General features: G+C 58.3%; 22 protein-coding genes. 12 read left to right on the top strand and 10 right to left on the bottom strand.

Annotated features, from left to right (window positions below; genetic code table 11):
• The first annotated feature begins 516 nt into the window (after positions 1-516).
• Positions 517-1,185, top strand: coding sequence for an NrtR DNA-binding winged helix domain-containing protein (locus LCM4573_RS17800; protein WP_071007727.1), 669 nt, complete (start codon positions 517-519; stop codon positions 1,183-1,185).
• 17 nt (positions 1,186-1,202) lie between these two features.
• Here the strand turns inward: LCM4573_RS17800 and LCM4573_RS17795 are convergent, their stop codons facing one another.
• Positions 1,203-2,183 carry a GlxA family transcriptional regulator gene (locus LCM4573_RS17795; protein WP_071007726.1) on the bottom strand — a complete coding sequence of 327 codons (981 nt, stop codon included), beginning with the start codon at positions 2,181-2,183 and terminating at the stop codon, positions 1,203-1,205.
• A gap of 101 nt (positions 2,184-2,284) precedes the next feature.
• Between LCM4573_RS17795 and LCM4573_RS17790 the strand changes: the two genes are divergently transcribed.
• Entirely contained in the window at positions 2,285-2,926 is a 642-nt protein-coding gene (locus tag LCM4573_RS17790) for an HD domain-containing protein (RefSeq protein WP_071007725.1), read from the top strand.
• 55 nt (positions 2,927-2,981) lie between these two features.
• On the opposite strand, the gene LCM4573_RS17785 is transcribed toward LCM4573_RS17790, so the two are convergent.
• The 7 genes from LCM4573_RS17785 to LCM4573_RS17745 form a co-directional block, all read right to left on the bottom strand.
• Positions 2,982-3,371 carry a carboxymuconolactone decarboxylase family protein gene (locus LCM4573_RS17785; RefSeq protein ID WP_071007724.1) on the bottom strand — a complete coding sequence of 130 codons (390 nt, stop codon included), beginning with the start codon at positions 3,369-3,371 and terminating at the stop codon, positions 2,982-2,984.
• Between the two features lie 51 nt (positions 3,372-3,422).
• Positions 3,423-4,190 (bottom strand): SDR family oxidoreductase, encoded by a 768-nt coding sequence (locus LCM4573_RS17780; protein ID WP_083347510.1) that lies wholly within the window; start codon positions 4,188-4,190, stop codon positions 3,423-3,425.
• Positions 4,191-4,294: 104 nt separating this feature from the next.
• Positions 4,295-4,774: a DMT family transporter gene (locus LCM4573_RS17775; RefSeq protein WP_071007723.1), complete on the bottom strand. Its 480-nt coding sequence runs from the start codon at positions 4,772-4,774 to the stop codon at positions 4,295-4,297.
• Positions 4,775-4,787: 13 nt separating this feature from the next.
• Positions 4,788-6,254: an amidohydrolase family protein gene (locus LCM4573_RS17770; RefSeq protein WP_198539753.1), complete on the bottom strand. Its 1,467-nt coding sequence runs from the start codon at positions 6,252-6,254 to the stop codon at positions 4,788-4,790.
• A gap of 93 nt (positions 6,255-6,347) precedes the next feature.
• The gene (locus tag LCM4573_RS17765; protein WP_071007722.1) at positions 6,348-6,593 is read right to left on the bottom strand and encodes a hypothetical protein; all 246 of its coding nucleotides are present in this window, start codon (positions 6,591-6,593) and stop codon (positions 6,348-6,350) included.
• 1,038 nt (positions 6,594-7,631) lie between these two features.
• Complete coding sequence (locus LCM4573_RS17750) at positions 7,632-8,249, bottom strand: response regulator transcription factor (RefSeq protein WP_071007719.1); 618 nt, start codon at positions 8,247-8,249, stop codon at positions 7,632-7,634.
• The gene (locus LCM4573_RS17745) at positions 8,246-9,829 is read right to left on the bottom strand and encodes a sensor histidine kinase (protein WP_071007718.1); all 1,584 of its coding nucleotides are present in this window, start codon (positions 9,827-9,829) and stop codon (positions 8,246-8,248) included. The genes LCM4573_RS17750 and LCM4573_RS17745 overlap by 4 nt, the downstream gene beginning before the upstream one ends.
• Before the next feature lie 310 nt (positions 9,830-10,139).
• Here LCM4573_RS17745 and LCM4573_RS17740 point away from each other — a divergent pair, with 310 nt between their 5' ends.
• The 3 genes from LCM4573_RS17740 (at position 10,140) to LCM4573_RS17730 (ending at position 12,871) form a co-directional block, all read left to right on the top strand.
• Positions 10,140-10,442: a helix-turn-helix transcriptional regulator gene (locus tag LCM4573_RS17740; RefSeq protein ID WP_071007717.1), complete on the top strand. Its 303-nt coding sequence runs from the start codon at positions 10,140-10,142 to the stop codon at positions 10,440-10,442.
• 135 nt (positions 10,443-10,577) lie between these two features.
• Complete coding sequence (locus LCM4573_RS17735; protein WP_198539752.1) at positions 10,578-11,798, top strand: MFS transporter; 1,221 nt, start codon at positions 10,578-10,580, stop codon at positions 11,796-11,798.
• Positions 11,798-12,871, top strand: a complete 1,074-nt coding sequence (locus tag LCM4573_RS17730) for an NAD(P)H-dependent flavin oxidoreductase (protein WP_407071751.1) — start codon at positions 11,798-11,800, stop codon at positions 12,869-12,871. The genes LCM4573_RS17735 and LCM4573_RS17730 overlap by 1 nt, the downstream gene beginning before the upstream one ends.
• Before the next feature lie 67 nt (positions 12,872-12,938).
• On the opposite strand, the gene LCM4573_RS17725 is transcribed toward LCM4573_RS17730, so the two are convergent.
• Positions 12,939-13,175, bottom strand: a complete 237-nt coding sequence (locus LCM4573_RS17725) for a hypothetical protein (protein ID WP_071007714.1) — start codon at positions 13,173-13,175, stop codon at positions 12,939-12,941.
• 422 nt (positions 13,176-13,597) lie between these two features.
• Here LCM4573_RS17725 and LCM4573_RS17720 point away from each other — a divergent pair, with 422 nt between their 5' ends.
• Positions 13,598-13,957 carry a type II toxin-antitoxin system RelE/ParE family toxin gene (locus LCM4573_RS17720; protein WP_071007730.1) on the top strand — a complete coding sequence of 120 codons (360 nt, stop codon included), beginning with the start codon at positions 13,598-13,600 and terminating at the stop codon, positions 13,955-13,957.
• Positions 13,947-14,276: an XRE family transcriptional regulator gene (locus LCM4573_RS17715; RefSeq protein WP_071007713.1), complete on the top strand. Its 330-nt coding sequence runs from the start codon at positions 13,947-13,949 to the stop codon at positions 14,274-14,276. The genes LCM4573_RS17720 and LCM4573_RS17715 overlap by 11 nt, the downstream gene beginning before the upstream one ends.
• Positions 14,277-14,626: 350 nt before the next feature.
• On the opposite strand, the gene LCM4573_RS17710 is transcribed toward LCM4573_RS17715, so the two are convergent.
• Positions 14,627-16,207 carry a hypothetical protein gene (locus tag LCM4573_RS17710; RefSeq protein ID WP_071007712.1) on the bottom strand — a complete coding sequence of 527 codons (1,581 nt, stop codon included), beginning with the start codon at positions 16,205-16,207 and terminating at the stop codon, positions 14,627-14,629.
• Between the two features lie 231 nt (positions 16,208-16,438).
• Between LCM4573_RS17710 and LCM4573_RS17705 the strand changes: the two genes are divergently transcribed.
• The 5 genes from LCM4573_RS17705 to LCM4573_RS17685 are packed head-to-tail and all read left to right on the top strand — an operon-like array spanning position 16,439 to position 22,361.
• The gene (locus tag LCM4573_RS17705; protein ID WP_071007729.1) at positions 16,439-17,746 is read left to right on the top strand and encodes a cytochrome c; all 1,308 of its coding nucleotides are present in this window, start codon (positions 16,439-16,441) and stop codon (positions 17,744-17,746) included.
• Positions 17,739-18,230: a (2Fe-2S)-binding protein gene (locus tag LCM4573_RS17700; protein ID WP_071007728.1), complete on the top strand. Its 492-nt coding sequence runs from the start codon at positions 17,739-17,741 to the stop codon at positions 18,228-18,230. The genes LCM4573_RS17705 and LCM4573_RS17700 overlap by 8 nt, the downstream gene beginning before the upstream one ends.
• On the top strand, positions 18,223-20,514 hold the full coding sequence (locus LCM4573_RS17695; RefSeq protein ID WP_071007711.1) for a molybdopterin cofactor-binding domain-containing protein: 2,292 nt from the start codon (positions 18,223-18,225) through the stop codon (positions 20,512-20,514). The genes LCM4573_RS17700 and LCM4573_RS17695 overlap by 8 nt, the downstream gene beginning before the upstream one ends.
• Positions 20,515-20,547: 33 nt before the next feature.
• Positions 20,548-21,006 (top strand): DUF4126 family protein, encoded by a 459-nt coding sequence (locus tag LCM4573_RS17690; protein WP_071007710.1) that lies wholly within the window; start codon positions 20,548-20,550, stop codon positions 21,004-21,006.
• Positions 21,006-22,361, top strand: a complete 1,356-nt coding sequence (locus LCM4573_RS17685; RefSeq protein ID WP_071007709.1) for an FAD-containing oxidoreductase — start codon at positions 21,006-21,008, stop codon at positions 22,359-22,361. The genes LCM4573_RS17690 and LCM4573_RS17685 overlap by 1 nt, the downstream gene beginning before the upstream one ends.
• Positions 22,362-22,418: the final 57 nt, after the last annotated feature.

Raw genomic sequence — 22,418 nt, 5'->3', positions numbered from 1 at the left:
GACCAGAACGTCGAGAGGCAAGAGTGTCGCATCTCTAACTGGCCCAACTGTCGCAATACTAAATAGCCTCTACACCCAAAGATCACATAAGATAGCTTATGGAACTATCAATTATATAATGCAATCCAGATGCTTGTAAAATCAACCCCAAAGTTTCCCAAACGAACCAAAAACATCCGCAACGAGAACCCCGATTCTTCCCAACACGCGGAATCGAGAGTTTTCAACGCTCTGCGTCGCGTCGTTAAACCCTTGCTGAGATGAAAGCACGTGAGGACACTCGGAGGCCGGTTTTCAGTCCGACGCTGGACTTCGAGGTAAAATCCGACCGCCGACCGCAGCGCATTGGAACGGTTCGTTTAGGATGTCGCCTAGCCATTCCTCAACCCATGAATTGTTAAACACCTCTCGAACAGCACTTCGAGGGACGCGAGATGTCACGTGCCGTTCGCATGAGTCCGTGAAGGCAGGCGCTGACGATAGTCGCCGCCAGCTTTAGAAAATACGGGAGATCAAATGAACAACCCTGTGGCCCTGCAGGTGATCGTCACCACGGTCTTGCTCACGTTAGAAGACGGAGAGCTCCGAGTGGTGCTTACGCCGGCTCAGGGCGAAGTTAATACGAGTCAACTCGGCCTCTTCGATGAATCCATCAAAGGAAGTGAAGACGTCAATTTAGAACACACGGTTCGCCTATCGCTTGAGCGGCGGGCAGCGATTGGGGACGTCTACATTGAACAGCTTGAAACGTTCTCTGGGGCTGTGCCCGGGGTCCCGGAAACACAGACCATTCAGATTTGTTATATTGCGCTCGCACCAGAGGCGAAAGTGATGCCGGCAATACGGCGCTCAACGCAGCTTCGGACATTATCACCTGACGCCCTCCCTTCCCTGCCGTACCACGGAAACAAGGCAGTGGCTGCGGGCGTGGCGCGACTTCGGTTAATGGGACAATGGTCTATTATGCCCGCGTACCTCCTTGATCGTGAATTTACGATCTCCCAGTTAAACGCGGTGTACGATGCAGTCGTCGGTACAACTTCGTTCGGGGAAAGTTTTCGGCGGAAGATTTTGAAAGCGGATGTGCTGGTTCCGGTGGGCGCAAGGCATACCTCTGGGGCTACCAAAAAATCCGAGCATTACTCCATTCGCCCGGGTGCTTTCGAGACCGGTATTCGTCTGTAGTTCCGGAGCGTGACGGATCAGTTTGCCAATCCTGCGAAGCGCCTTCGGTAGTCTGCCGGGGTCACGCCCACGGTCCGGACAAAAGCTCTCCTGAAAGTATCGACATCTCCGAATCCACAAAGTGCGGCGACCTTTTTCGGTGCCATTTCACCGTTCTCCAGGTATCTGCGGGCCGCCGAAACTCGCGCGTCTTCAACCCAGGTGGCCGGTGTGGTTCCAACTTCCTTTCGGAACATGCGTGCAAAATGCCTTGGACTTAGACCGAGCCGTTCCGCCATCGAGCGTACGGTATGGTCAAGTTCCGGATTGCTGGCGACCCACCGCTGGAGCTCTTGAAGTGCGGCTCTACCGGTAGGAGCGGCCTCCGCCTTACGACTGAACTGCATTTGGCCACCTGGCCGCTTGAAAAACATAACCAGTTGGCTGGCGACGTCACGGGCGACCTCGGGTCCGAGGTCTTCCTCGACCAATGAGAGCGCGAGATCGAGCCCTGCGGTTACCCCCGCGGATGTGCGTACGGGCCCATCCTTTATATGGATCGCATCGCCTTCGACACGGACGTCGGGAAAGCGCGAGGCAAGCTCCTGCGCGACGGCCCAATGCGTAGTAACCGTCCTGCCCTTCAGAAGACCGGCCGCTGCAAGAAAGAACGCTCCGCTGCAGACCGACCCATACCTTTTGGATTGGGAGGCCTTCTCTTCCAGCCAAGCAATGGCCCGCTCAGGCAGTTTCAGACCTGGCGCATGAGGGCTTCCGGCGACCAAGAGCGTGTCGATCTGCGATTGGTCGCTTCCGTCGGCGATCAGGTCCGGCATCAACCTGATCCCGGAGGAACTACGGATCGGCCCCGGCTCCAATGCGGCGACGCGCATCTCGTAGACATGTTTACCCGCTGCTCGGTTTGCCTCCGCGAATACATCCAAGGGACCTGAAACGTCCAGCAGTTGAACTCCCGGGACGGCCAAAACGATGATCATTCTTGGCTTGGATGTCTGCATGTCCGCATCCTGCTCATTGTGTCCTAAATCGTCGTACTACGGTTATTGCGGACGCGCAAGTTTGGTCACTATTTTCCGGCGTAGACTGAAAGGAGATACGCATGCCTACAATTCCACACGACGCGACCATACCCGATAGCGCGCTTGCCCGTTCAATCACGGAGTTCATCAGGGACACCGAGACTGAGCTGCTCTTCAACCATTCGAGCCGGGTCTACCATTTTGGCGCGCTGGCCGGAGTGCAGCGTCAACTGAAATTCGACCGGGAACTCCTGTATGCCGGCGCGATGTTCCACGACATCGGTCTGATGCCAAGCCATAGCAGCCGTGATCAACGCTTCGAGGTTGATGGCGCACATGCCGCACGAGACTTCCTCCGGAGTCACGGCATCCCAGAGGAGGACGCTTATACGGTCTGGACGGCGATCGCGCTGCACACGACGCCGGGTGTTCCCGAACACATGCATCCAGTAGTCGCCCTAGTGACCGCTGGCGTGGAGATGGATGTACTTGGCCTGACCTATGACCGGTATTCGGACGAATTGCGGGAGGCCGTCGTTAAGGCGTTTCCGCGCACCCCGAACTTCAAGGAAGATATCATTCAGGCGTTCTACGATGGCATCAAGCACAAGCCGGATACCACCTTCGGGAATGTGAAGGCGGACGTGATCGCCGACAAGGAACCCCACTTCCACCGCGGAAACTTCTGCAGCGTCATACGGGGCTCACACTGGCACGCCTAACAGAAAAGGCGGCGCGTTCTAAATGTCGCGCCGCCTCTTCCGTTCTGGGTATGAGCTAATTTTCGACGTCAGCGAAGGCTTCTTCCGCTATCTTCAACGCGGCCAGAGCTGTCGGCAGGCCAGCGCCCAATCCCACCTGATTGAGAATGTCTACGATCTCGGTTTTCGTGACCCCTGCCCTCAATGCTGTGCCGATACGGAATTTGAGAACGGGTGCCGCCGTCGCTCCTATAGTGGCGAAAATCGCGATGGCGACTGCCTCTTGCACTCGTCGATCGAGACTGGTTTTTGCCATCACGTCTCCGAATTCCCATTCGAGTGCGCGACGGCCAAAATCGGGCGAAACGTTTGCAAGGCTGTCGAGGAGGCCCTGTGCGGGCGCTCCTGTAAGTTCTTCAAAAAGCTCCCTCCCCTTTTGAAGGCGAGTTTTGTCGTCGGCTGCCATTCCAATCTCCTTTGACGGTTCGGCATCAAAAATCCATGTACCCGGAGCGGACTAGGCGTTCGCTCCTGCGTCGATCTGCAGGACGGTGCCCGTCGCAAAGCCATTGCTCATGAAAAAGAACACGGCATCGGCAACCTCCTCGACGGTGCCCACGCGTCCGATCGGCAAGGACGCGCCAAAGCTTTCCAAGGTCTGTTTCCGGAGGTCGTTGTCGAGGAAGTCCCACGTTGGCGAGTCGAAGATGCCGGGAGACACGACGTTCACCCTCGTCGGTGCGAGCTCGAGTGCCAGCGTTCTTGCGAGGCCGTCGAGGGCCGCGTTCGCCGCTGCCACGGCACTTCCGCCAGCCGTCGCCTTGTATGCCGCTGATCCACTGACGAAGGTTATCGTGCCCCCGGCGTTCAACTTTGGCGCGGCATGCCGAACCAAGTAAACCGGCCCCCAGAATTTCGCGCCAAACGAGCGCTCTATGTCCGCGTCGTCAAGTTGAAGGAACGTCTTGAAAGCAAGGTCGGCGGCAGTAGTCACGACATGATCAATCGCAGGAATCGCGGCGATTACGCTTTCAACATCCGCCTCAACTGTCAAATCGGCTACATGGGTCCGAACGGAAGCGCCAAGCTCCCCCTGAGCCCTGCCGAGGTTGCTTGGTGATCGGCCGATGATGTGGACTTGTGCACCTTCCGCGACAGCCCTACGGGAGACGGCTAGACCCGCGCCGCTTGCTCCTCCGGCAACGACGACGACTTTGTCTTTCATCTTAATTGACATGGGAAAATCCTTGGAAATGTTGGAGATATTGATACCGCGGATCGGCAACCAACCTCCGGCTTGGCCGGCGCTGGTATCGTCGAGACGGTGAGTTCAGGACTGAAACGCGTCGCTCGCGTTTCCTTTGTCACCCTTCCGTAGAGGTGAGCAAATCAGGCCGTGTGCCCGATCCATGCGACCACCCTATCGCCGAAGAGAGTCACGAGAGCTCCCCCGACAACCAGCAGGGCACCGGTCATTTTCACCAGGCTTACGGACCGTAGCTGCGCGCCCAGCAGACCGAAATTGTCTATGACCAGAGAGGTCACAAGCTGTCCCGCGATGACGAGGATCAAAAGGTTGGCGAGCCCGATTTTCGGCGCGAGAAGCACCGTTGAAAAGATCGCTCCCGCCCCTAGCAACCCGCCAATCAGCTTCCACGCGGGTTGTGCGGGGACGGTGGCCAGCGCTGCGGGGAGTCCTCCGTGGGCGAATGCTATCAGTCCGAGTGCCACTGCCCCGGTTGCGAACGAATAGAAGGCCGCACCGAAGACATTTCCGCCGAACCCCGCCGCCAGTTGGGCGTTTACGGCTGCTTGAACGGAGATCGCGCAGCCGGCGGAGAATGCCAGTAGAAAGAATAGGGGAAACATCTTCCGTTCCCCCTCATTCGTTCAGAAGGAATTGTTCAGCGAACATGTCTGCCTGGAAGCCGACTGCCGCGAATAGGTACTCGCGCGAACTCTCGGTCGCGCTACGCACCTTCGCCATGTCCACTCCAACGAGTTTGCCGTCTCTTTTGCGGACTTTTCCGCCGATGATGACCGTTTCCACGTTCCCCCTCTCGGCGGCTCCGGCAACCGTGCCGTAGGCATTCGACGATGGGTAAAGGTTTACGTCGTTTGCATTGATGACAACGATGTCGGCCTCCTTGCCTACAGCCAAGCTGCCCGTCTTTTCGGCCAGGCCGGCTACCCGCRCACCGTCGATCGTTGCCGCTTCCAGAATGTCCCGCATTCCGACGGGCTTCGGTGCGGTCTGGTCCCCACGGAACTTCCGATCCTGTGCCGCACTTCGCTGGAGGTAGAGCGCCGTGCGCATTTCGCTGAACATGTCACCACTGTATGCGCTTTCGTTGTCAACGCTGAAGCCAGGGCGGACACCGTGATCGAGCGCGTCCTGGTAGCCGAAAAAGCCACCCTCGAGAGCCCAGTGGGCGTCCGAGCGAGGGCAGACGTTCACTCGCACTTCCGAAGCCGCGATGATGCGCCAAGCTTGATCGCTCAAACCCGTGCAGTGATTGAATATGTTATCTCGGCCAACCTTACCTGCCCTATAGAAGCCTGGAAGAAGGTCGGACATTTCCTTGCCGAAGAATTCGGTGACGAGATCGAGCCCGAGCTTGCGTCCGACCGCCCACTGGTCGGCGTCGGGCGCGGTCATCATTGCCATCGTGACAAGATCGTTCTCGTCTCCGAACTGCTCCTTCTGGAGAACCTTCAAATCATCGTACCAGCTATCCCACTGCCAGCTTCCGGCGAGCGGTGCGCCAGGTGCGTGGACGGCGCGGATGCCCGACACCCGCAAGGCTTCGATTGCAGCGCGAGCATGGTCGATCGAACGGCTGTTGTGCGAGTTGTCGATGATCGTCGTGATCCCCGCGTCGATACAGCCAAGGCTCGTCAGCAGATTGCCGATGTACATGTCTTCTGGACGGTATTTTGTCGCGAAAGAGAGATGTGTCCCCTCGAGATAGTTATGGAGGTCTCCCGAGTTCGGATTCACCCGGCGAAGTTGACCTTCCCAAGCATGTCGGTGGGTATCCACGAAGCCGGGGATTACAATCTTCCCGACCGCGTCGATGACCTCCACGTCGGGCGCGTTGATTTCGGGAGCAATCTTCTTGATGAGGCTTCCTTCGACGAGAATATCACCGCGCGCGAGGTTGCCCGTTGTTGGGTCCATGCTCAAGATCGTGCCGCCCTTGATTAGGACGGAACCGTTCGCAGGAGGCGCGGGGTTGCGTTTGTCGGTGGCGTTGGCTTCGGCGTTGGGGCTTGCGGCGTCGGCAGCAATCGCCGCGACCGTAGCTGCGGAAATTCCAGCGAGGAAAGAACGGCGGGTAGGTGTCATCTGTTTCTCTATATCCGGGATGGCTTTCGGCAGACGATGGTTCTGGGCCCGAAGCTCTCTGGAAACCGCGGGACCAGAATGGTTGGCAATCGATCAGTGACTGCTAAGGCGCACGCGATTGACCAGTTTGAGGCTGCGATCGGGTTGAACGAGATAAGTGTCCTCGTAATGCTCCCCGTTGTAGAAGAACTTGTTGGTTACGGGGCTCGCCACAGGGGCCTTCTCCAACCGCACCGCATTCGGGTTCTTATAGGTGATGCTGCCCTCGATGGGCTCGAGTGCAAGCGCGGAGGTTGTGCTAAGGACAGCGGCCACAGCCGCGGATATGATCATCTTCATTCTGTATTCCTTTGAGGGTTTCCCGCCATCTCCGGACGACGGCAGATGGACTGAGACGGTTTTCGAAGAACAACGCCGTCGGATGCTCGAAGATCGGAAGTGCTACCCTGACTGCGGTCTGCGATCCGAAGCGGGGTAAACCTTCCTGTTGTTGTGATCAGGAATCCGCGAGTCCGGTGGTTGCAGCCATGACCGCTACAAAGGGCGGCGAGGACATGTGCTACCTTCACGACGGCATCATCGTATCGAGGTCTCCCCGTGTTGTTTTGAACATTTGCGTATTTCGTTGTCAGGCGAGGTTTGAACCCGTCCGGCGTGTGGTAGATGGTCGATAGGGCCGCCTCTCGGAAGCCATGATCAGGCCAATTCGGTGTTCAAGAAAATTGAATAATGACGGAATGATTGGCGGGACTGAACAAATATCTCCCCCTAAAACGTTTTCCGACCGCTTAGTAGCGGCAGCGTTCCAGCGAAGCATATAACGTTCAAGAGGAAGGCTGGCCTCAAGTGTAACCTCCATCTCGCAAATTGTAGATTGGAGATAATCGATGCTGGACCGTCGGCGTGACGACGAGGAGCCGAGATTTTACACCGGCTTTCCGATCATAGTTATCCTTACCGTAATGGGGTGTATGACCGGATACCTGATTTTCGGAACGAACTACTTGGAACCGCCGAAAAAAGTAAAGGTACACTTCGATCTCCTGAAAACCAACATGACCCCGAACGAGCGCTGACGCGGTCGTATCGATACAGGAGCAATAGGCGATGCATGTTACCTATCATGTCGGGAAGCACGACGGCGGTTTCGCATACCGTGTCGGTGCGGTTTGGTCAGAACCATACGCCAGTCACGGGCTGGCATTGTCAGCCGCCAAAGCCGCGGCACGGCGGCAGCAGGTCGGTGGGTCGAACGCAAAGATTCTGTACCAGACCGACAACGGGGATTGGCGTTCGGAATACGTTAAAGGAGGGGACCGGCCCGATGCCGAGGTGATCGACGATACAGTGATCGCACGATACCTCCCGGGAATGGACCTATAACCTGTCTCTGATCGGCTCGATCAGTCTAATCAGGTCGATGATCGAGCCTACTCGCATCTTCTTCATCATGTTGGCGCGATGCACCTTAATGGTGATTTCCGTAAGACCTAACTCAAATGCGATCTGCTTGCTCATCAGACCGGACGAAACGCCCCGAAGGACATCCCGCTCGCGCGCTGACAATCCGTCGACAAGGGATGTGACCTCGATCAGACGGCGCGCCTCTGCCCTTCTCGCTCGATCCTGTTCTATGGCCTTTGTCACCGCTGAAAGCAGTTCGTCGGCATCCAACGGCTTCGACAGGAAATCCACAGCCCCCGCCTTCATCGCTCGAACGGTCGTCGGGACGTCGCCGAAACCGCTGATGAAGACTATCGGGCGAGCCTGATCGCTAGCGATAAGACGCTCCTGGAGATCGAGGCCGCTAAGGTCGGGTAACTGGACGTCAAGCACAATGCACGCCGGGCGATCCGGCTGGCTGAAGCTCAGCATGTCCCGGGTGTTTGCGAATGTAACGCTCTCCAACCCGGCGCTCCGCAATAGGTCAGCGAGTGCATCCCGCACGCTGTCATCGTCATCGACGATCATGACGAGCGGTTCCCGATCCTTCATCCGGCCGCCTCCTCGAAGGTTTCCTCGGATGACGGGACAACTGCCGGGAGCGAGAATTCAAATACCGCTCCATCCGACCTGTTGTACGCGACTATACGACCTCCACACCTCTCTATCGTGCCTCTCGCGATCGCCAGCCCCATCCCCATCCCGTTGGCCTTTGTCGTGAACAATGGCGCAAACAGCCTGTCGGCCGCGATGTCGGGAATTCCCGGCCCGTGGTCAGCAATTCGGAATGTGACGGCCCCATCGTCGGTCGATGACGTGGTAAGATGTATGCGTCGGCGACCGACATCGACATCGGCCAAGGCGTGGATCGCGTTTGATATGAGATTGACCAGGACCTGCTGCAACTCGATCCGTGGTCCTGCTATCTCCGCTGCCCCATGCCGCAAGCGTACCTCAAGGCGAACATTGGCTCGGGACAACTCCTCTTCCATTAGCTGAGCCGTTTCTTCTACGAGGCTCTGAACTCCTACAGTCCCTTGCTGCACGGAACCGAACGGAGACAATCGGGACCTGGTGGCCTCCAGAATGTCACCCGCGCGCCGGGCATCCCGAATGATCATTTCGAGGGAGTTCCTTGCGGAGGAGATGTCGCCCCTGTCCCGAAGCCATTTCAATGCTGTCTGCGCATTCATCATCACGGCCGATACGGGTTGGCTCAACTCGTGCGCTATGGTCGCCGACAACGCCCCCATCTCAGAAAGACGTTTGGCAGTGGCAAGAGCGGCCTGCGTCTCGCGGAGTTCAGAAAGGATACGCTGGCGCTCGGTCACATCGATCATCCCCACGATGACGCGATCGATCCCGCACTCACTACTGGGGAAGCGGATGGCGACGTAAGCTGTTCGTACCTGCCCGCCCGGACCAACCAGACGCGCCAGCCCCTCGTAACGCTCGCGTCCATCGAGAAACGCCTGAAGCGCCTCGATGAAAAGTATATCGCCATCAGGAATGAACGGTTGCAGTCCACCAAGGAGCTCTTCCTGGGATGATGCCCCAAGCATCTCAACCGCGGCCTGGTTGACTGCTTTGGTCGAGATCAGCCTTGCGCACTCCGCGCCGAAAGCCGGKTTATCGCGAGCGTAGCTCCCGAGATCGGCCACTCCCTGGTTCTTCACCGCCTCCAAATGCTTCGCGATCCCGGTGAAATCCTGCTCCCACAACGCGACCGGGCTTAACTCAAATATCGTCTTGAAGCGCCGACCCTGCCTGTCGAGTTCATCCACAGCGGCCGCGAGGCGAAAGCCGATTTTTTGATCTGAAGTAAGACTTGCGGCGGCAATCGCGATTGTTGCCCATGACGACAGCAGCTCCGCGCGACCAGCGAAATCGGACACGGCAATACTCATCGAAGCTAGAAGTGCGCAGAGGATCGCGCTTGCTGGAATCCTGTACGCCGATTCCGTTCCAGTGGCTGGCAGCATGGCGGCGAGAAAGAAAAGTGGCGTGAATCCGTGAAGCCCGGATGAGCGGTCTGTCCCCTGAGCCAGCACAGCTAGCGCCATAGCGCCGAAGCTAACGCCGACTTTTTTCCAGTCAGTCTGCCTGGCGGCATGTGGAAGAACTGCGAACATTGTACCCTCAAGTGCGCCGCTATACCCGGTCGGGCCATACCCTGAACTCCGCATCTCCTTGTCCAATTTGACGCTCGAGCCGCCAGAGTCGCGAAGCAGGATACCGCTCGGCCTGAGAGGGTCTTGTATTTGGGAACACGGATTTGAACGTTGCCGTGCCGAAGCCCCGTTACGTCCTTGTCCTCGATGCCGCCTGTCGTTCAATGAATTGCCAGGACGTCCAAGACGCACTGCCCCTATCCGACCAATGTCAGGAACGGACTCAATACCCGAATGGACATCGATTAGTCGATATGCTAATCGTATAAGTATGAACGATGATTTCGTAGACAAGGTCAGCGCGCTCGCGAATGGGAACCGAATCCAGATTCTCGAGTGGCTAAAGAATCCTTCCGCCTACTTCGGTCCGGAGCATCCGGTCGACGAGACGGAGGGCGTGTGCGGTCTCTACATTGCGGAGAAACTGGGAGTGACGCCTGCCACCGCTTCCGTTCACCTCAAGATATTGACTGCCGCCGGATTTGTCCGACCGCAGAGGATCGGCAAATACACCTATTTCAAGCGCGTCGAGAGCGCCTTTTCGGAATTGGCAGACGTTCTTCGCGCCATCTAGCGGCCGTCTGGGAATACCGCTCCGGCCAATTGATCGAGTTCCCTCGTGCGGAGAAAAAGCGGCATGATAGCGTTGTCACATCCCGGGTATGCAAAACGTGGTGCCGCCCCCTGGATGGTGGTAGGACTTGGATTCGTGACCCTGGCCCTCGCATTCAGCGTTCGCGGATCGCTCTCGCTTGCGATGCCTCTCTGGCAGACGGAATTCGGCTGGTCCCGTGGCGCGATCTCGTCGATTGCCGCCTGTGCCATGATCGTCATGGCGGTTGTGGCCCCGTTCGCCGGAGGAGCGGCTGACAAGAGGGGGCCGCGTATGTTGCTGGCCGGTGGTTTGTCGGCCATCGCGGTCGGCCTGGCTTTGGTGGTGGCATCATCCCCCGGCGACTTGGGTTGGCTCCTGCCTTTCGGCTTTGCCGGCGTCGCGGCGGTCGGCTTCGGCGCGATCGCCCAGCACGTCGTGGCTGCCGCCATAGCGCAACGTTTCGAGCGTAATCGTGGACTCGCAACCGGAATAGGCACAGCAGGATCGACGGGTGGTCAGCTGTTCCTCATGCCGTTGATAGCGGCGATGATGCAGCAAGGCGATTGGCGCTTGGCCTTCGTAGTCCTCATGGCAGGCTGCATCCTGCTTATCCCGCTTTCGTTTTTCTTGCTGGGAGGATCAGGCCCAGTTTCGGATTCGAAGCAGTATGACGTCGCCGAGGGCGCGCATGCCGACACGCTCGCAGCCAATCTGAAAACACTGGTCAAGAGCCCCGTGTTCCACGCAGTACTCTGGAGCTACACAATCTGCGGCTTCACCACCAGTGGCGTGATCGAGACCCACCTGATGCCCTACGCCGCATATTGCGGGTTCGGCCCCCTCCCCAGCGCAACCGCCTACGGGGTTCTTTCGGGCGTAAATCTTGGCGGCATGATTCTCGCTGGATGGTTGGCTGACAGGACCCACCGCCCCTTGCTGTTGGCGATCATCTATGCAGTGCGCGCCGCCAGCTTCATCCTCTTGATCTACGTCGCCGATGACTACACGGCGTTGCTGTTATTCGCAGTGCTGTTCGGCCTCTTCGACTATTCAACTGTTCCTATCACCGCGAGCTACATCGCGAGCCGCATGGGAGTTCGGATTCTCGGTCTTTCGATGGGTCTCCTGTCTGCAGGACATGCATTAGGCGGCGCTGCCGGGGCTTATGCTGGCGRCATCCTTTTCGACCTCAGCGGCAACTACACGATCGTCTGGCTCTTCTCCATGGCCGTAGCTCTGGTCGCGGCCGCCCTGGTGGCAGGGCTAAAAGACGACCGTGAAATTCGCGGATTTCGCCGCCCCGACCCTCACCTCTCGGAAAGGACCTTCCCCTGATGCGTTGGAATGACCGCCGTATACTTGATCTGTTCAATATCGAGCTCCCGATCCTCCAGGCACCGATGGCGGGAGCTTCTACTCCGGAGATGGCGGTCGCCGTCTCCGAAGCTGGCGGGCTTGGCTCTGTTCCGAGCGCGCAGTATTCGGCAGAGCAGCTGCGCGAGATCATGAAGGACGTACGCAGCCGAACCCGGCGGCCGCTGAACCTCAACTTTTTCGCCCACGAGATGCCGAATCCGGACCCAGCCCGCGATATGGCGTGGCGTGCCAGGCTTGCATCATACTACGTCGAGTTCGGTCTTGATCCTGCCGCGCCAATTCCATCGACCGGGCGAAAGCCGTTCGACGCCGCTTTTTGCGATGTTGTGGAGGAGTTCCGGCCGGAGGTCGTCAGCTTCCATTTCGGATTGCCCTCAGACGATCTCCTCGACCGCGTGAGGAACAGCGGCGCTAAGATAATATCGTCGGCGACGACAGTCGCCGAAGCGGTGTGGCTCGAAGAACGCGGCGTGGATGCGGTGATTGCCATGGGCTACGAAGCCGGCGGCCATCGCGGCAACTTCCTCGAGATGGATATGGCCACACAGGTCGGGACAATGGCGCTCGTGCCGCAAGTCGTGGACGCCACAAGCATCCCGGTGATCGCCGCGGGTGGGATAGCCGACGGCAGGGGCGTTGCTGCGGCCCTAATGCTAGGTGCCGCTGCGGTCCAATGTGGAACCGCCTATCTATTCAGCCCCGAAGCAAAGATTCCGGCTGTCCATCGGGCTGCGCTCCTGGATGCCAGAGATGACAATACCGCAATTACGAACGTATTCACCGGACGACCGGCCCGCGGGGTGGTGAACCGCGTGATGCGAGAGGTAGGGCCGATCAGCGATCTGGCACCACCCTTCCCCACTGCTGGATCGGCATTGGCACCTCTGCGGATGAACCGAGAAGCTGCCGGATCGGACGACTTCACCAATCTCTGGTCCGGTCAGGCGGCAAGGTTGGCAGAACGCCTTCCAGCCAGAGAGCTTACCTTAGCCCTCGCACGGGGCGCGCAGGCGGCGCTTGGAAGGATGTAATCCGCAGATCAAGGCCTACCCGTGGGTTTCGGGTAGGCCTTTGTGGTTGGGAGGCTGATGCGGTTGCTTAGTTCGGGCGGTCAGCGCCTTGGTAGTAGTCGCCGTTGTCGATTTTCATGGAGCTGATGGCCTTGTGGTTCGACATCTGTCCGTGGGAGGCGATGCTGCCCGTTGCGGCCCGGTCGACAGAGACGCCGGCATTGCCGTTCACGCCGTTATAGTATTCGCCTTCGCTGGCGAGGGCGTCACCGGCGACGAGTGCGGTGAAGGCGATGGCGGCGGCGTTGATGATGTTCTTGAACATGATCTGGTTCCTTTCTCTGTTCGATGCCTTGGGTTCGTCCAGTCCTCTTGGCTGGTGAGAGAAAGTTACTTCCGTTGACCCCTTCTTCGGTATCGGACGCCCGTATGCGGGGCTCATACCATGGGATGGGGGAGCTAAACCTGCCTGGGTTGGCAGCGGCAGCGCATCTCAAGGTTAAGCCGGGGGAATACCACTGAATTTCAAGAACAAGCGTCTCATGAAGCTGAGTGACAAAGCTATTGCTCACGGTGTCGAAGCTGACGCAAATCTCCGGCATTAGGTAGCAAAAACGGAGGACATAATAGTTCTTCAACCTAAGCGCGTCTAATGTCGTCGGCAAAGGCCGCTGAGGCATGACCTTAGGTTATGTGCCTTTCGGGGTTGACTTTATATCTTTGAATATATATTTCTTGGGGCAGACAATGTCATACGACGTGAAATTCCATCCCGACTTCGTTCCTGAATGGAAGGAGTTGGAGATGGGATTGAAAGAACTGGTTGGCGAGGTTTTGGACCACCTTGAAGACGATGGCCCGTTCTTGGGTCGCCCTGAGGTGGATAGGCTTTCGGGTTCCGACCACGCCAATATGAAAGAGATTAGAGTTACGTTTGCAAAGCAGGTGTGGCGTTTCGCTTTTGCCTTCGACCCCGACCAGGTTGCCATTATCCTTTGCGGCGGGGAGAAGCAAGGTAAGAACCAAAAGCTCTTTTACAAACAACTAATAAGCAAGGCTGACCAGCGTTTCGATTCCTGGCTGAAGGAGAAAAAAGATGAGCAATGACTGGAAAACGCTACGCGCCGAACTCCCGGAAGACGTTCGTTCGCGCCTTGACGAAAAGCGCGAAGCGCGTCGCTTGGGAAAGGCCCTGGCTGAAGTGCGTAAGGCGATGAAAGCAACCCAGCAGGAAGTTGCCACTCGCGCTGCTATGACGCAGAACACCGTCTCGAAGATCGAGAGCGCTGACGATGTCCTCATTTCCTCAATTGTACGCTACATGCACTCCATTGGAGGCGGTGTCGAACTTGTCTTGAAGACACCTGACGGTAAGGCGAAGCGGGTCGATTTCGATCCCGAAATCTATGTAAAGCAATACGCATAATCGAAAGATGGCGCGTAATCACACGTAGGTGGCGGTTGTCGCCTAAAGGCGCTCCATCACATCCTCCATCGGTCAATCCAGTTTCCTGGAGTTTCTGGCCGGCGCAAATGCGAACGAAACAGGTGTCGTACTCGTTTGTTGATCTTGACCAGATTGATGCCGATCGGCTCGAGAGTGACGGCATATATTCGTTCTTGCTACGCCTTTCGGACGGCAACAAGATCGGGATCACACAAGGAAGGCCGTATAGGCCGGATCACAAACATCCGCCGGTCTCTTAGGCTTCCAGCACGTGATCAGATCACAGTGCCTTGTGGCGTTTGCTACATAATTCCGCAAAATCGAAGGGATCACCGATCAGACTCTGCAGCGATCTTCCATGCTCCGTCATCCTTCATCTGGTCCGAGAGTCGCTGCATCACGCACAGCAACTCGACCAAGCGCACGCCGTCAATCGGACGAATGTGCATCGTCGGACGTCGAGTAGCGATCAGCTTCTGCATGTCGTGGTCGAACTCGGCAAGGTTGATGAATACATCGCCAAAGACCTCGTCCCAGTTCTTCTTGCTTGAGACGATCCCTGCAAGCTCCCCGAGTTCGAGGAATTCGACGAGCGGAGCGTACGCCTCGCCTCGCTCCATTGCGGCCTTACGGATTCCCTTCGCCTTACCTACAAGGTTGGAAGCCCGCTCTTTGAACCAGTCATCGCCGAACTTTCCTTCTAGCTTGCGGCTGACGTAAGTACGGAACTCCTGCTCGAACCGTTCGAGTGCCGCATAGGCATCCCTTCGAGCACCACGAGATCGTACTGTCATCGAGACATCGCCGAGTGTGATCACTGCCACGGCGTCCGTCTCTGAGCGCAAACCCGTGGTGAGGCCACTCTCCACCATTATTTCCAGAGCTACACCAGGCGTAGCCTGAATAAGGCCGTCATCCACCTCGGCTTCACGGTACATACGCTTGCGTACACGCGAGTCACGCCAAAAGTTCTCAGGAAGATCGGGCCGACTACGCCACTCGCCGAACAACGAACGATAGGCGTCGAGGTGTAAATTGCTACGTGGCTCGACCACCTCACCTATTCCTGCGAGCGTCGACATCTTGAGCCGGGTAGTCTCGAAGTCACCACCACGCCTGCCGGTCAGACCGAGGGCCGCGATCATCTTCGCCTGATCAGCGGCGACCGCCCCATAAAACGTTCGCCCGATCGACGCCTGCATATCGGTTACCGCTTTACCGAGAGCCTTCCCGAAGGTGGCATCAATAACGGGCGTTTTGATTCCACCGATTATGCTCGCCCATTGGCTCGTCTTGGCGACATCCCCCAACGGCCCGCCGAGCGATGCGACCAGCGAATTTCGTAGTGCCTGATGCTGCTCCTCAAAATGTTTGATGACCGAACCCGCTCCGCCGAATGGCCTCATGGCTTTTTCCAGCGCCTTCTGGGAATCCTGTATTGCCCGACCAAGGGCGGGGTCGATCTGGATTGGCCGGATACCTTTGATCGCCTCTGCTATCGCCCTGTCTATTGAAGGCGTGATCATGCCCAGCCTCATAAGCTTGGCATGGTCGATGCCTTTAGGCTGAATCGCGGCGAGGCTCTGGACGAGGCCGGGAGTCGGCTCAGTCATCTTCCGAATGGCTTCTAGCGCGAACTGTCGGGCCCGCTGATTGTCCTGAGTTTTGGCCAATTCAAGCGCCATCCTGGTGGTAGGAGACTCCAGTGCGTCACGCGCCACCTTCAATGCGTCGGCTTGCAGATTGTCCCCGGAAAGTCCGTCTTCTAGTGAGCTTACCTGTCCGGCTGCAATTTCACCGACCTCGGTAAGCGGTTCGCCTCGCGCGATCTTCTGGAGCCTGTTTTGGTCGGCTGCGGCCTGCGTGTCATCGTCTTTGTCGGTCATCGTGTCCGCAATCCAGCTTTTCATGTTATGCGCTTGGTGACTCTAGGCAACTTGCCGACGCGAAGCGAGGCCGTCAATCGGCACGCTAGTGGCGGTGCAATCTTGCACCTCTTTGTCCCCTGCCTCAGTCAAACTTCGGTTAGGTGAAGGCTCTCCTCCCCTGCCGTCGAGGCGGTCGTTAAACAAATGCCCGCCACGTTCAATAGATGAATGCTGCGGCCTCCTATCCTGCCGGGAAAAATGGCAGGACCGGAGATGCGAGGAAGCAATCAATCATTCAAAACAGCAGCGAAATTGATAGCTGGTCTCGCCGCAGCGACCRCCGTCGGCTTCGCTGCCTACGCATGGAAGCCTGCAATTTCGGATCGCCCCACCGCGGTAGGCGAGCTCGCGCCCGACCTCATCGCCCGCGGCGAAGTCTTGGCCGCAGCAGGTTATTGCGGGGTCTGTCACACCTCCGATCCCGCGAAGCCTTACGCAGGCGGACGTGGACTCGTCACCCAGTTCGGCACCATTTTCACCACCAATATCACGCCAGACGCGGAAACGGGCATTGGGTCCTGGTCAAGGAACGCTTTTGCGCGTGCCATGCGCGAAGGCGTTTCGCGGAATGGGTCCCACCTGTTCCCCGCTTTTCCTTACGAGCACTTCGCCCTCCTCAGCGACGAAGATATTGACGCGCTGTACGCGTATTTCATTACCCGCCCTGCCGTGCACCAGGAAAACCGGGAAAGCACCCTACCCTTCCCGTTGAACATCCGGTTCCTGCAGGCTGGCTGGAAGCTTCTCTTCGTCCATCGTCCGGAACCGGAGAACACACCAGCAGAGACGGCGGAGGCGCGAGGACGGTATCTCGTAGAGGGGATAGCGCATTGCGGCGCATGTCATACACCGAGGAATGTCCTTGGGGCCGAGATCGCCAGCGATTCGATGGATGGCGCTGACATCGACGGTTGGACCGCTCCCGCAATCAATGGGAAGACTGTGTCTCCTGTGGCATGGAGCGCGGCGGACTTTTACGAGTATCTGCGGACAGGCTCCAGTCGACTCCATGGAACAGCCGCGGGGCCGATGTCCCCGGTCGTTCATCAAGGCTTGTCGAAGCTACCGGACGAAGACATACACGCAATATCCCGTTACCTCGTAAGTCTTGGCGGCGAAAACCTTGCCGATCAAGAGGAAGCCGAGAAGCATGCACTGGATCGGGATGCCAGCGGGAGTGCCGCTGGGTTGGCCTCCGTCGGCGAACATCTCTATTCGGCGGCTTGTGCAACCTGCCACTTCAACGGTGACGGGCGCGTAATCGAAGGCCGGCCGGAGCTCGGTCTGAACTCAGCTCTTTTCCTCGATAAACCAGACAATCTCTTGCACGCAGTTCTCGAGGGCGTGAGCGCGGGTGAAGGCAAGCTCGGCGTTGTCATGCCTGCTTTCAAAACGATGACCGATCGCGACGTCGCGGAGATCGCCAGATACCTCCGATCCAGCAGAACGAACCTTCCTGCCTGGCCAAATCTTGAGGAGAGCGTCGCAAGAATCCGTAATGGAGCAGCTTCCCATGAATGACGATCACAGAACCATCTCCTTCACCGTTAACGGCAAAGTTATCTCGACCGAGGAAGCGGGCGACACTCCACTTCTTTGGTTCCTCCGGGACAATATCGGCCTCACAGGCACAAAGTTTGGATGCGGGATCGGGATGTGCGGAGCATGCACGGTGCATGCGGGTGGACGTGCACTCCGGTCCTGCATCACCCCGATCTCGGCATTGGACGGGGGTGAAGTAGTTACCATTGAAGGGCTGTCAGCCGATTCAAGCCATCCGGTACAGCAGGCCTGGAACGATATCCAGGTGCCGCAGTGCGGTTACTGCCAGTCCGGACAGATCATGCAGGCGGTCACCCTTCTGAATGACTTCCCCGAGCCAACGGACGAAATTATCGACGCCGTCATGGCCGGCAACTTGTGCCGATGCATGACGTATCCCCGCATCAGGGCCGCGATCAAGCAGGCGGCTGCGTCCACGAAGGAGGCGCAGGCTCATGGCTAGGCTCGGTGACGATCGCCGTATCGCGGGGAACTTGACGAGACGCGGCTTCCTGATCGCGGCTTCCGGAGCCGTGGCAGCTTTCGGGTTCGCGTCGTCTGCGGGCGCTGCAATGATTTTGCCTTCCACGGATCAGCTCATCCCGGAGCAGACGTTCGAACCAACGATTTGGTACTCGATAGATGGCCAGGGTAGTGTCGAAGTAAACATCATTCGCGCTGAAATGGGCCAGCATGTCGGAACCTCCCTTGCGAGGATCATCGCCGACGAGCTCGAAGTCTCCTGGGATCAAGTCCGGATAAAGCACGTGGACTCCGCTGCAAAATGGGGTCTCATGGTTACCGGCGGCAGTTGGTCCGTATCCCAGACTTGGCCGGTGTTCAGCAAGGCCGGCGCGGCGGGCCGTCAAGCGCTGATTGAGCGTGGTGCGGAACTCCTGGGCGTTGCCGCGAGCGAATGCTTTGCCCGCGAAGGCTCGGTCGTGAGCGGAGACCGGCGTGTCGATTACGGCGCGATCGTCAGGAGCGGGATCAGCCGGACGTTCACTTCCGACCAGATCGAGGCGATGTCGACAAAACCCGTCGAACAACGGCGATTGATCGGTCGGCCCGTGGCCGCGCTTGATATTCCCCCGAAGATCAACGGTAGCGCGCGGTATGGCATCGATGCATGGGTAGAGGGAATGGTCTATGCGCGTCCGGTGATTCCCCCGACACGCTACGGATCGAAGGTCGTAACAGTCGACGACACTTCCGCGCGCAAGGTGAAGGGCTACATCCGCTATGTGATCCTCGATGATCCATCCGGCACGGTTCCCGGATGGGTCATGGCCATCGGGGAGACCTATGTCGGGGCCATGCGGGCCGCTGACAAGCTGCGGGTCGAGTGGAGTGCCGGGTCAACCAGCGGCGTCTCCGAGCAAGACCTCCAGGATCATGCCGCTGCTCTGATAGCAGACAGTAAGGTCGGATCAATTCTCGACACGGGAAACACGAACACGGAAGCGGTGTTTGCCACTGCAAGTCATCGTGTCGAACGTACCTACACGAATGCAACCGCCCTCCACTTCCAGTTGGAGCCGACAAATGCACTCGCTTTGGAGAAGGACGGAATTTTCGAGATTCACACCGGCAACCAGTGGCAGAGCCTGATATTGCCGACACTGGCAAAGGCGCTCGGGCGACCGGAGGAAACGGTCGTCCTCAGGTCATACATGCTTGGTGGCGGCTTCGGGCGGAGGCTGAATGGCGATTATGCGGTCCCGGCGGCGCTGACGGCAAAGGCGCTCAACACTCCAGTCAAGATGATCCTGACCCGCGAGGACGATTGCCGATTCGATTCAGTCCGCTCGCCGGCTGTCCAAACCCTGAGAATGGCGTTCGACAGCAACAAGAGCGTTGTTGCCATGGAGCATCACGCCGCTGCCGGGTGGCCGACAGAAGTTCTGGCTCCATTCTTCATGCCCAAAGGCGCGAACGGCGTTCCATACGATCCTTTCTCGATCAACGGGGCTGATCACTGGTACGAGGTTGGAGCCCAGAAGGTGAGAGCGATCTCGAGTGATCTCGCTCGCGATACGTTTCGGCCGGGATGGCTCCGGTCGGTTGGGCCTGGCTGGACCAACTGGGCGCTGGAAAGCTTCATGGACGAGGCGGCCCGTGAAATCGGGGCTGATCCACTCGAGTTTCGGCTCGGCCTCCTGACGGGAACAGGACGCAACGCGGGAACGGCACCGAACAGTGTCGGGGGCGCGCTTCGCCAGGCAAACGTTCTTCGTATCGCTGCCGAGAAAGCCGATTGGGGGAAAGCGCTCCCTGATGGGCACGGTTTGGGAGTCGCGACTAGCTTCGGTCAGGAACGCGAAATGCCCACCTGGGTGGCATGTATTGCCCACGTGTCGGTCGACCGCGACACAGGGAGCGTCAAAGTCGAGAAGCTCACCTCGGTTATCGATGCCGGAACGATCGTCGACCCGGGCGGCGCACTGGCACAGGCTGAAGGAGCGACCCTCTGGGGGATGAGCCTCGCTCTGTTCGAAGGCACGCGCTTCGAGAACGGTCAGGTGATCGATCGCAATCTTGATACTTACACCCCGCTCAGGATTGCCGACGCTCCTCCCCTCGACATCAGTTTTGTCGACAGCCCCGAAGCACCAACAGGCCTTGGCGAACCTCCGACGACCGTGGTCGGACCGGCTATCGCAAACGCGATCTTCGCCGCCGTTGGCGCTCGCCTGCGCCACATTCCCATCACCGCCGCGGCGGTCAAGGAAGCTATCCTCTCATAGGCGACAACGCCCGATCGAACAAAGGAATTTCAAATGTTACTTCTTCTCGCTCTCCTCATCGGGATCGTTGCCGGACTCCGCGCGATGACCGCACCCGCTGCCGTCGCCTGGGCCGCCTGGGCCGGTTGGTTCGATGTTTCTCAGTCCACGCTGGCGTTCATGGGGTATCGCTGGACGCCTTGGATTTTCACGGTGGCCGCATTGGCCGAGCTCGTCACTGACCAGCTTCCAACTACGCCGAGCCGAAAAGTCCCCGTTCAATTCGGGACAAGAATTGTCATCGGTGCCCTGACAGGCGCGACGATTGGCGCATCCGGAGATTCCCTGGTCGCGGGCCTGATCGCGGGCGTCATAGGCTCGGTCATCGGGACTTACGGCGGCGCGGCCGCCCGCGGGAAGATGGCAGCGGCATTCGGCAAGGACAGGCCAGCTGCGTTCATCGAAGATGCCGTTGCGATCATCGGCGCGTTTCTCATCGTCGGAGCTGTCTGATGGACAAGTACGACGCGATTTTTATCGGCGCTGGCCAGGCAGGCCCCTTTCTCGCAGCCAGAATGGCGGAGAGCGGACTGAACGTGGCTTTGATCGAGCGCAAGTTCCTTGGTGGGACGTGTGTGAACGCAGGCTGCATGCCCACCAAGACACTTGTCGCGAGCGCTCGTGCCGCCCACGTCGCCCGAAGGGCTGAAGATTTCGGCGTGAAGATTGGAGGCCGCCCGACAGTGGACATGTCTGTCGTAAGAAACAGAGCCAGCAAAGTGACCATGGATGCGCGGAACGGGCTGGGTGAGTGGCTCGGAAACCTCAAAGGGCTCGCGATTATCTACGGCCACGCCCGGTTCACCGCCGCAGACACCGTCGAGGTCGGCGACAAAACGCTAACCGCTCCCAGAATTTTCGTGAACGTCGGTGCGCGCCCTGTAGTTCCCGCGTTCCCGGGGATCGGGGATGTACCCTATCTCACAAGTACTTCAATTCTCGACGTCGATTTCCTTCCCCGGCACCTGGCAGTGATCGGTGGCAGCTATATCGGGTTGGAGTTCGCTCAGATGTATCGGCGCTTTGGTTCAGAAGTGACCATAATCGAGCGCGGTCCCCGGCTTGCACCGCGGGAGGACGATGACGTCTCGTCCGCAATACGGGACATCCTGGTAGGCGAAGGCATCACAATCCATTTAGGTGCCACCGAAATCGCGTTTTCCGGGCATAAGGGAAACATCACGGTAAAGGCCGACGGCATGGTTCACGAAGTGAGCCACGTTCTCATTGCGACCGGTCGTCGCCCCAATACAGACGACCTTGGATTGGAGGCCGCCGGCGTAGACGTAGACGAGCGCGGTTACATACGGGTCAACGATCGGCTTGAAACGAATGTGCCAGGGATATGGGCCCTTGGAGACTGCAATGGCCGGGGGGCGTTTACCCACACGTCCTACAACGACTTCGAGATTGCCGCCGCGAACCTACTCGATGACGAGGATCGATTGGTTTCAAGCAGGGTTCCCGCCTACGCACTGTACATCGATCCTCCCCTTGGCCGGGTCGGCATGACCGAGCGGGATGCCCGCGCACCCGGCAGAAATGTTCTGGTATCGACGCGCCCCATGGCGAGGGTCGGCCGGGCAAAAGAACGGGATGAGACGCTGGGGTTCATGAAGGTTGTCGCGGATGCCGATACCAAGGCAATCCTTGGTGCGACCATTCTCGGCATTGAAGGAGACGAAGCCATCCATGGTTTTATTGACGCCATGACGGCGGGTACTCGGTTCGACGAACTTCAATGGGCTGTACCGGTTCATCCGACCGTCTCGGAACTGATTCCCACCTTATTGAGAGGCTTGAGCTAGACCGAAGGCAGCCAACATTCTGGCTTTTCAATGCACAACTCCTTCCGGAACTCGCCC

This window comes from Rhizobium sp. LCM 4573, assembly GCF_001854865.1.
GTDB lineage: Bacteria > Pseudomonadota > Alphaproteobacteria > Rhizobiales > Rhizobiaceae > Neorhizobium.
This window is presented reverse-complemented; position numbering and strand designations above follow the sequence as displayed.

Coding starts and splice junctions, on each gene's coding strand:
- LCM4573_RS17685 (WP_071007709.1), top strand. CDS start 21,006: ATGGACAAGTACGACGCGATTTTTATCGGCGCTGGCCAGGCAGGCCCC.
- LCM4573_RS17690 (WP_071007710.1), top strand. CDS start 20,548: ATGTTACTTCTTCTCGCTCTCCTCATCGGGATCGTTGCCGGACTCCGC.
- LCM4573_RS17750 (WP_071007719.1), bottom strand. CDS start 8,249: ATGAAGGATCGGGAACCGCTCGTCATGATCGTCGATGACGATGACAGC.
- LCM4573_RS17730 (WP_407071751.1), top strand. CDS start 11,798: ATGCGTTGGAATGACCGCCGTATACTTGATCTGTTCAATATCGAGCTC.
- LCM4573_RS17740 (WP_071007717.1), top strand. CDS start 10,140: ATGAACGATGATTTCGTAGACAAGGTCAGCGCGCTCGCGAATGGGAAC.
- LCM4573_RS17715 (WP_071007713.1), top strand. CDS start 13,947: ATGAGCAATGACTGGAAAACGCTACGCGCCGAACTCCCGGAAGACGTT.
- LCM4573_RS17775 (WP_071007723.1), bottom strand. CDS start 4,774: ATGTTTCCCCTATTCTTTCTACTGGCATTCTCCGCCGGCTGCGCGATC.
- LCM4573_RS17695 (WP_071007711.1), top strand. CDS start 18,223: ATGGCTAGGCTCGGTGACGATCGCCGTATCGCGGGGAACTTGACGAGA.
- LCM4573_RS17765 (WP_071007722.1), bottom strand. CDS start 6,593: ATGAAGATGATCATATCCGCGGCTGTGGCCGCTGTCCTTAGCACAACC.
- LCM4573_RS17785 (WP_071007724.1), bottom strand. CDS start 3,371: ATGGCAGCCGACGACAAAACTCGCCTTCAAAAGGGGAGGGAGCTTTTT.
- LCM4573_RS17795 (WP_071007726.1), bottom strand. CDS start 2,183: ATGCAGACATCCAAGCCAAGAATGATCATCGTTTTGGCCGTCCCGGGA.
- LCM4573_RS17790 (WP_071007725.1), top strand. CDS start 2,285: ATGCCTACAATTCCACACGACGCGACCATACCCGATAGCGCGCTTGCC.
- LCM4573_RS17800 (WP_071007727.1), top strand. CDS start 517: ATGAACAACCCTGTGGCCCTGCAGGTGATCGTCACCACGGTCTTGCTC.
- LCM4573_RS17710 (WP_071007712.1), bottom strand. CDS start 16,207: ATGAAAAGCTGGATTGCGGACACGATGACCGACAAAGACGATGACACG.
- LCM4573_RS17700 (WP_071007728.1), top strand. CDS start 17,739: ATGAATGACGATCACAGAACCATCTCCTTCACCGTTAACGGCAAAGTT.
- LCM4573_RS17725 (WP_071007714.1), bottom strand. CDS start 13,175: ATGTTCAAGAACATCATCAACGCCGCCGCCATCGCCTTCACCGCACTC.
- LCM4573_RS17720 (WP_071007730.1), top strand. CDS start 13,598: ATGTCATACGACGTGAAATTCCATCCCGACTTCGTTCCTGAATGGAAG.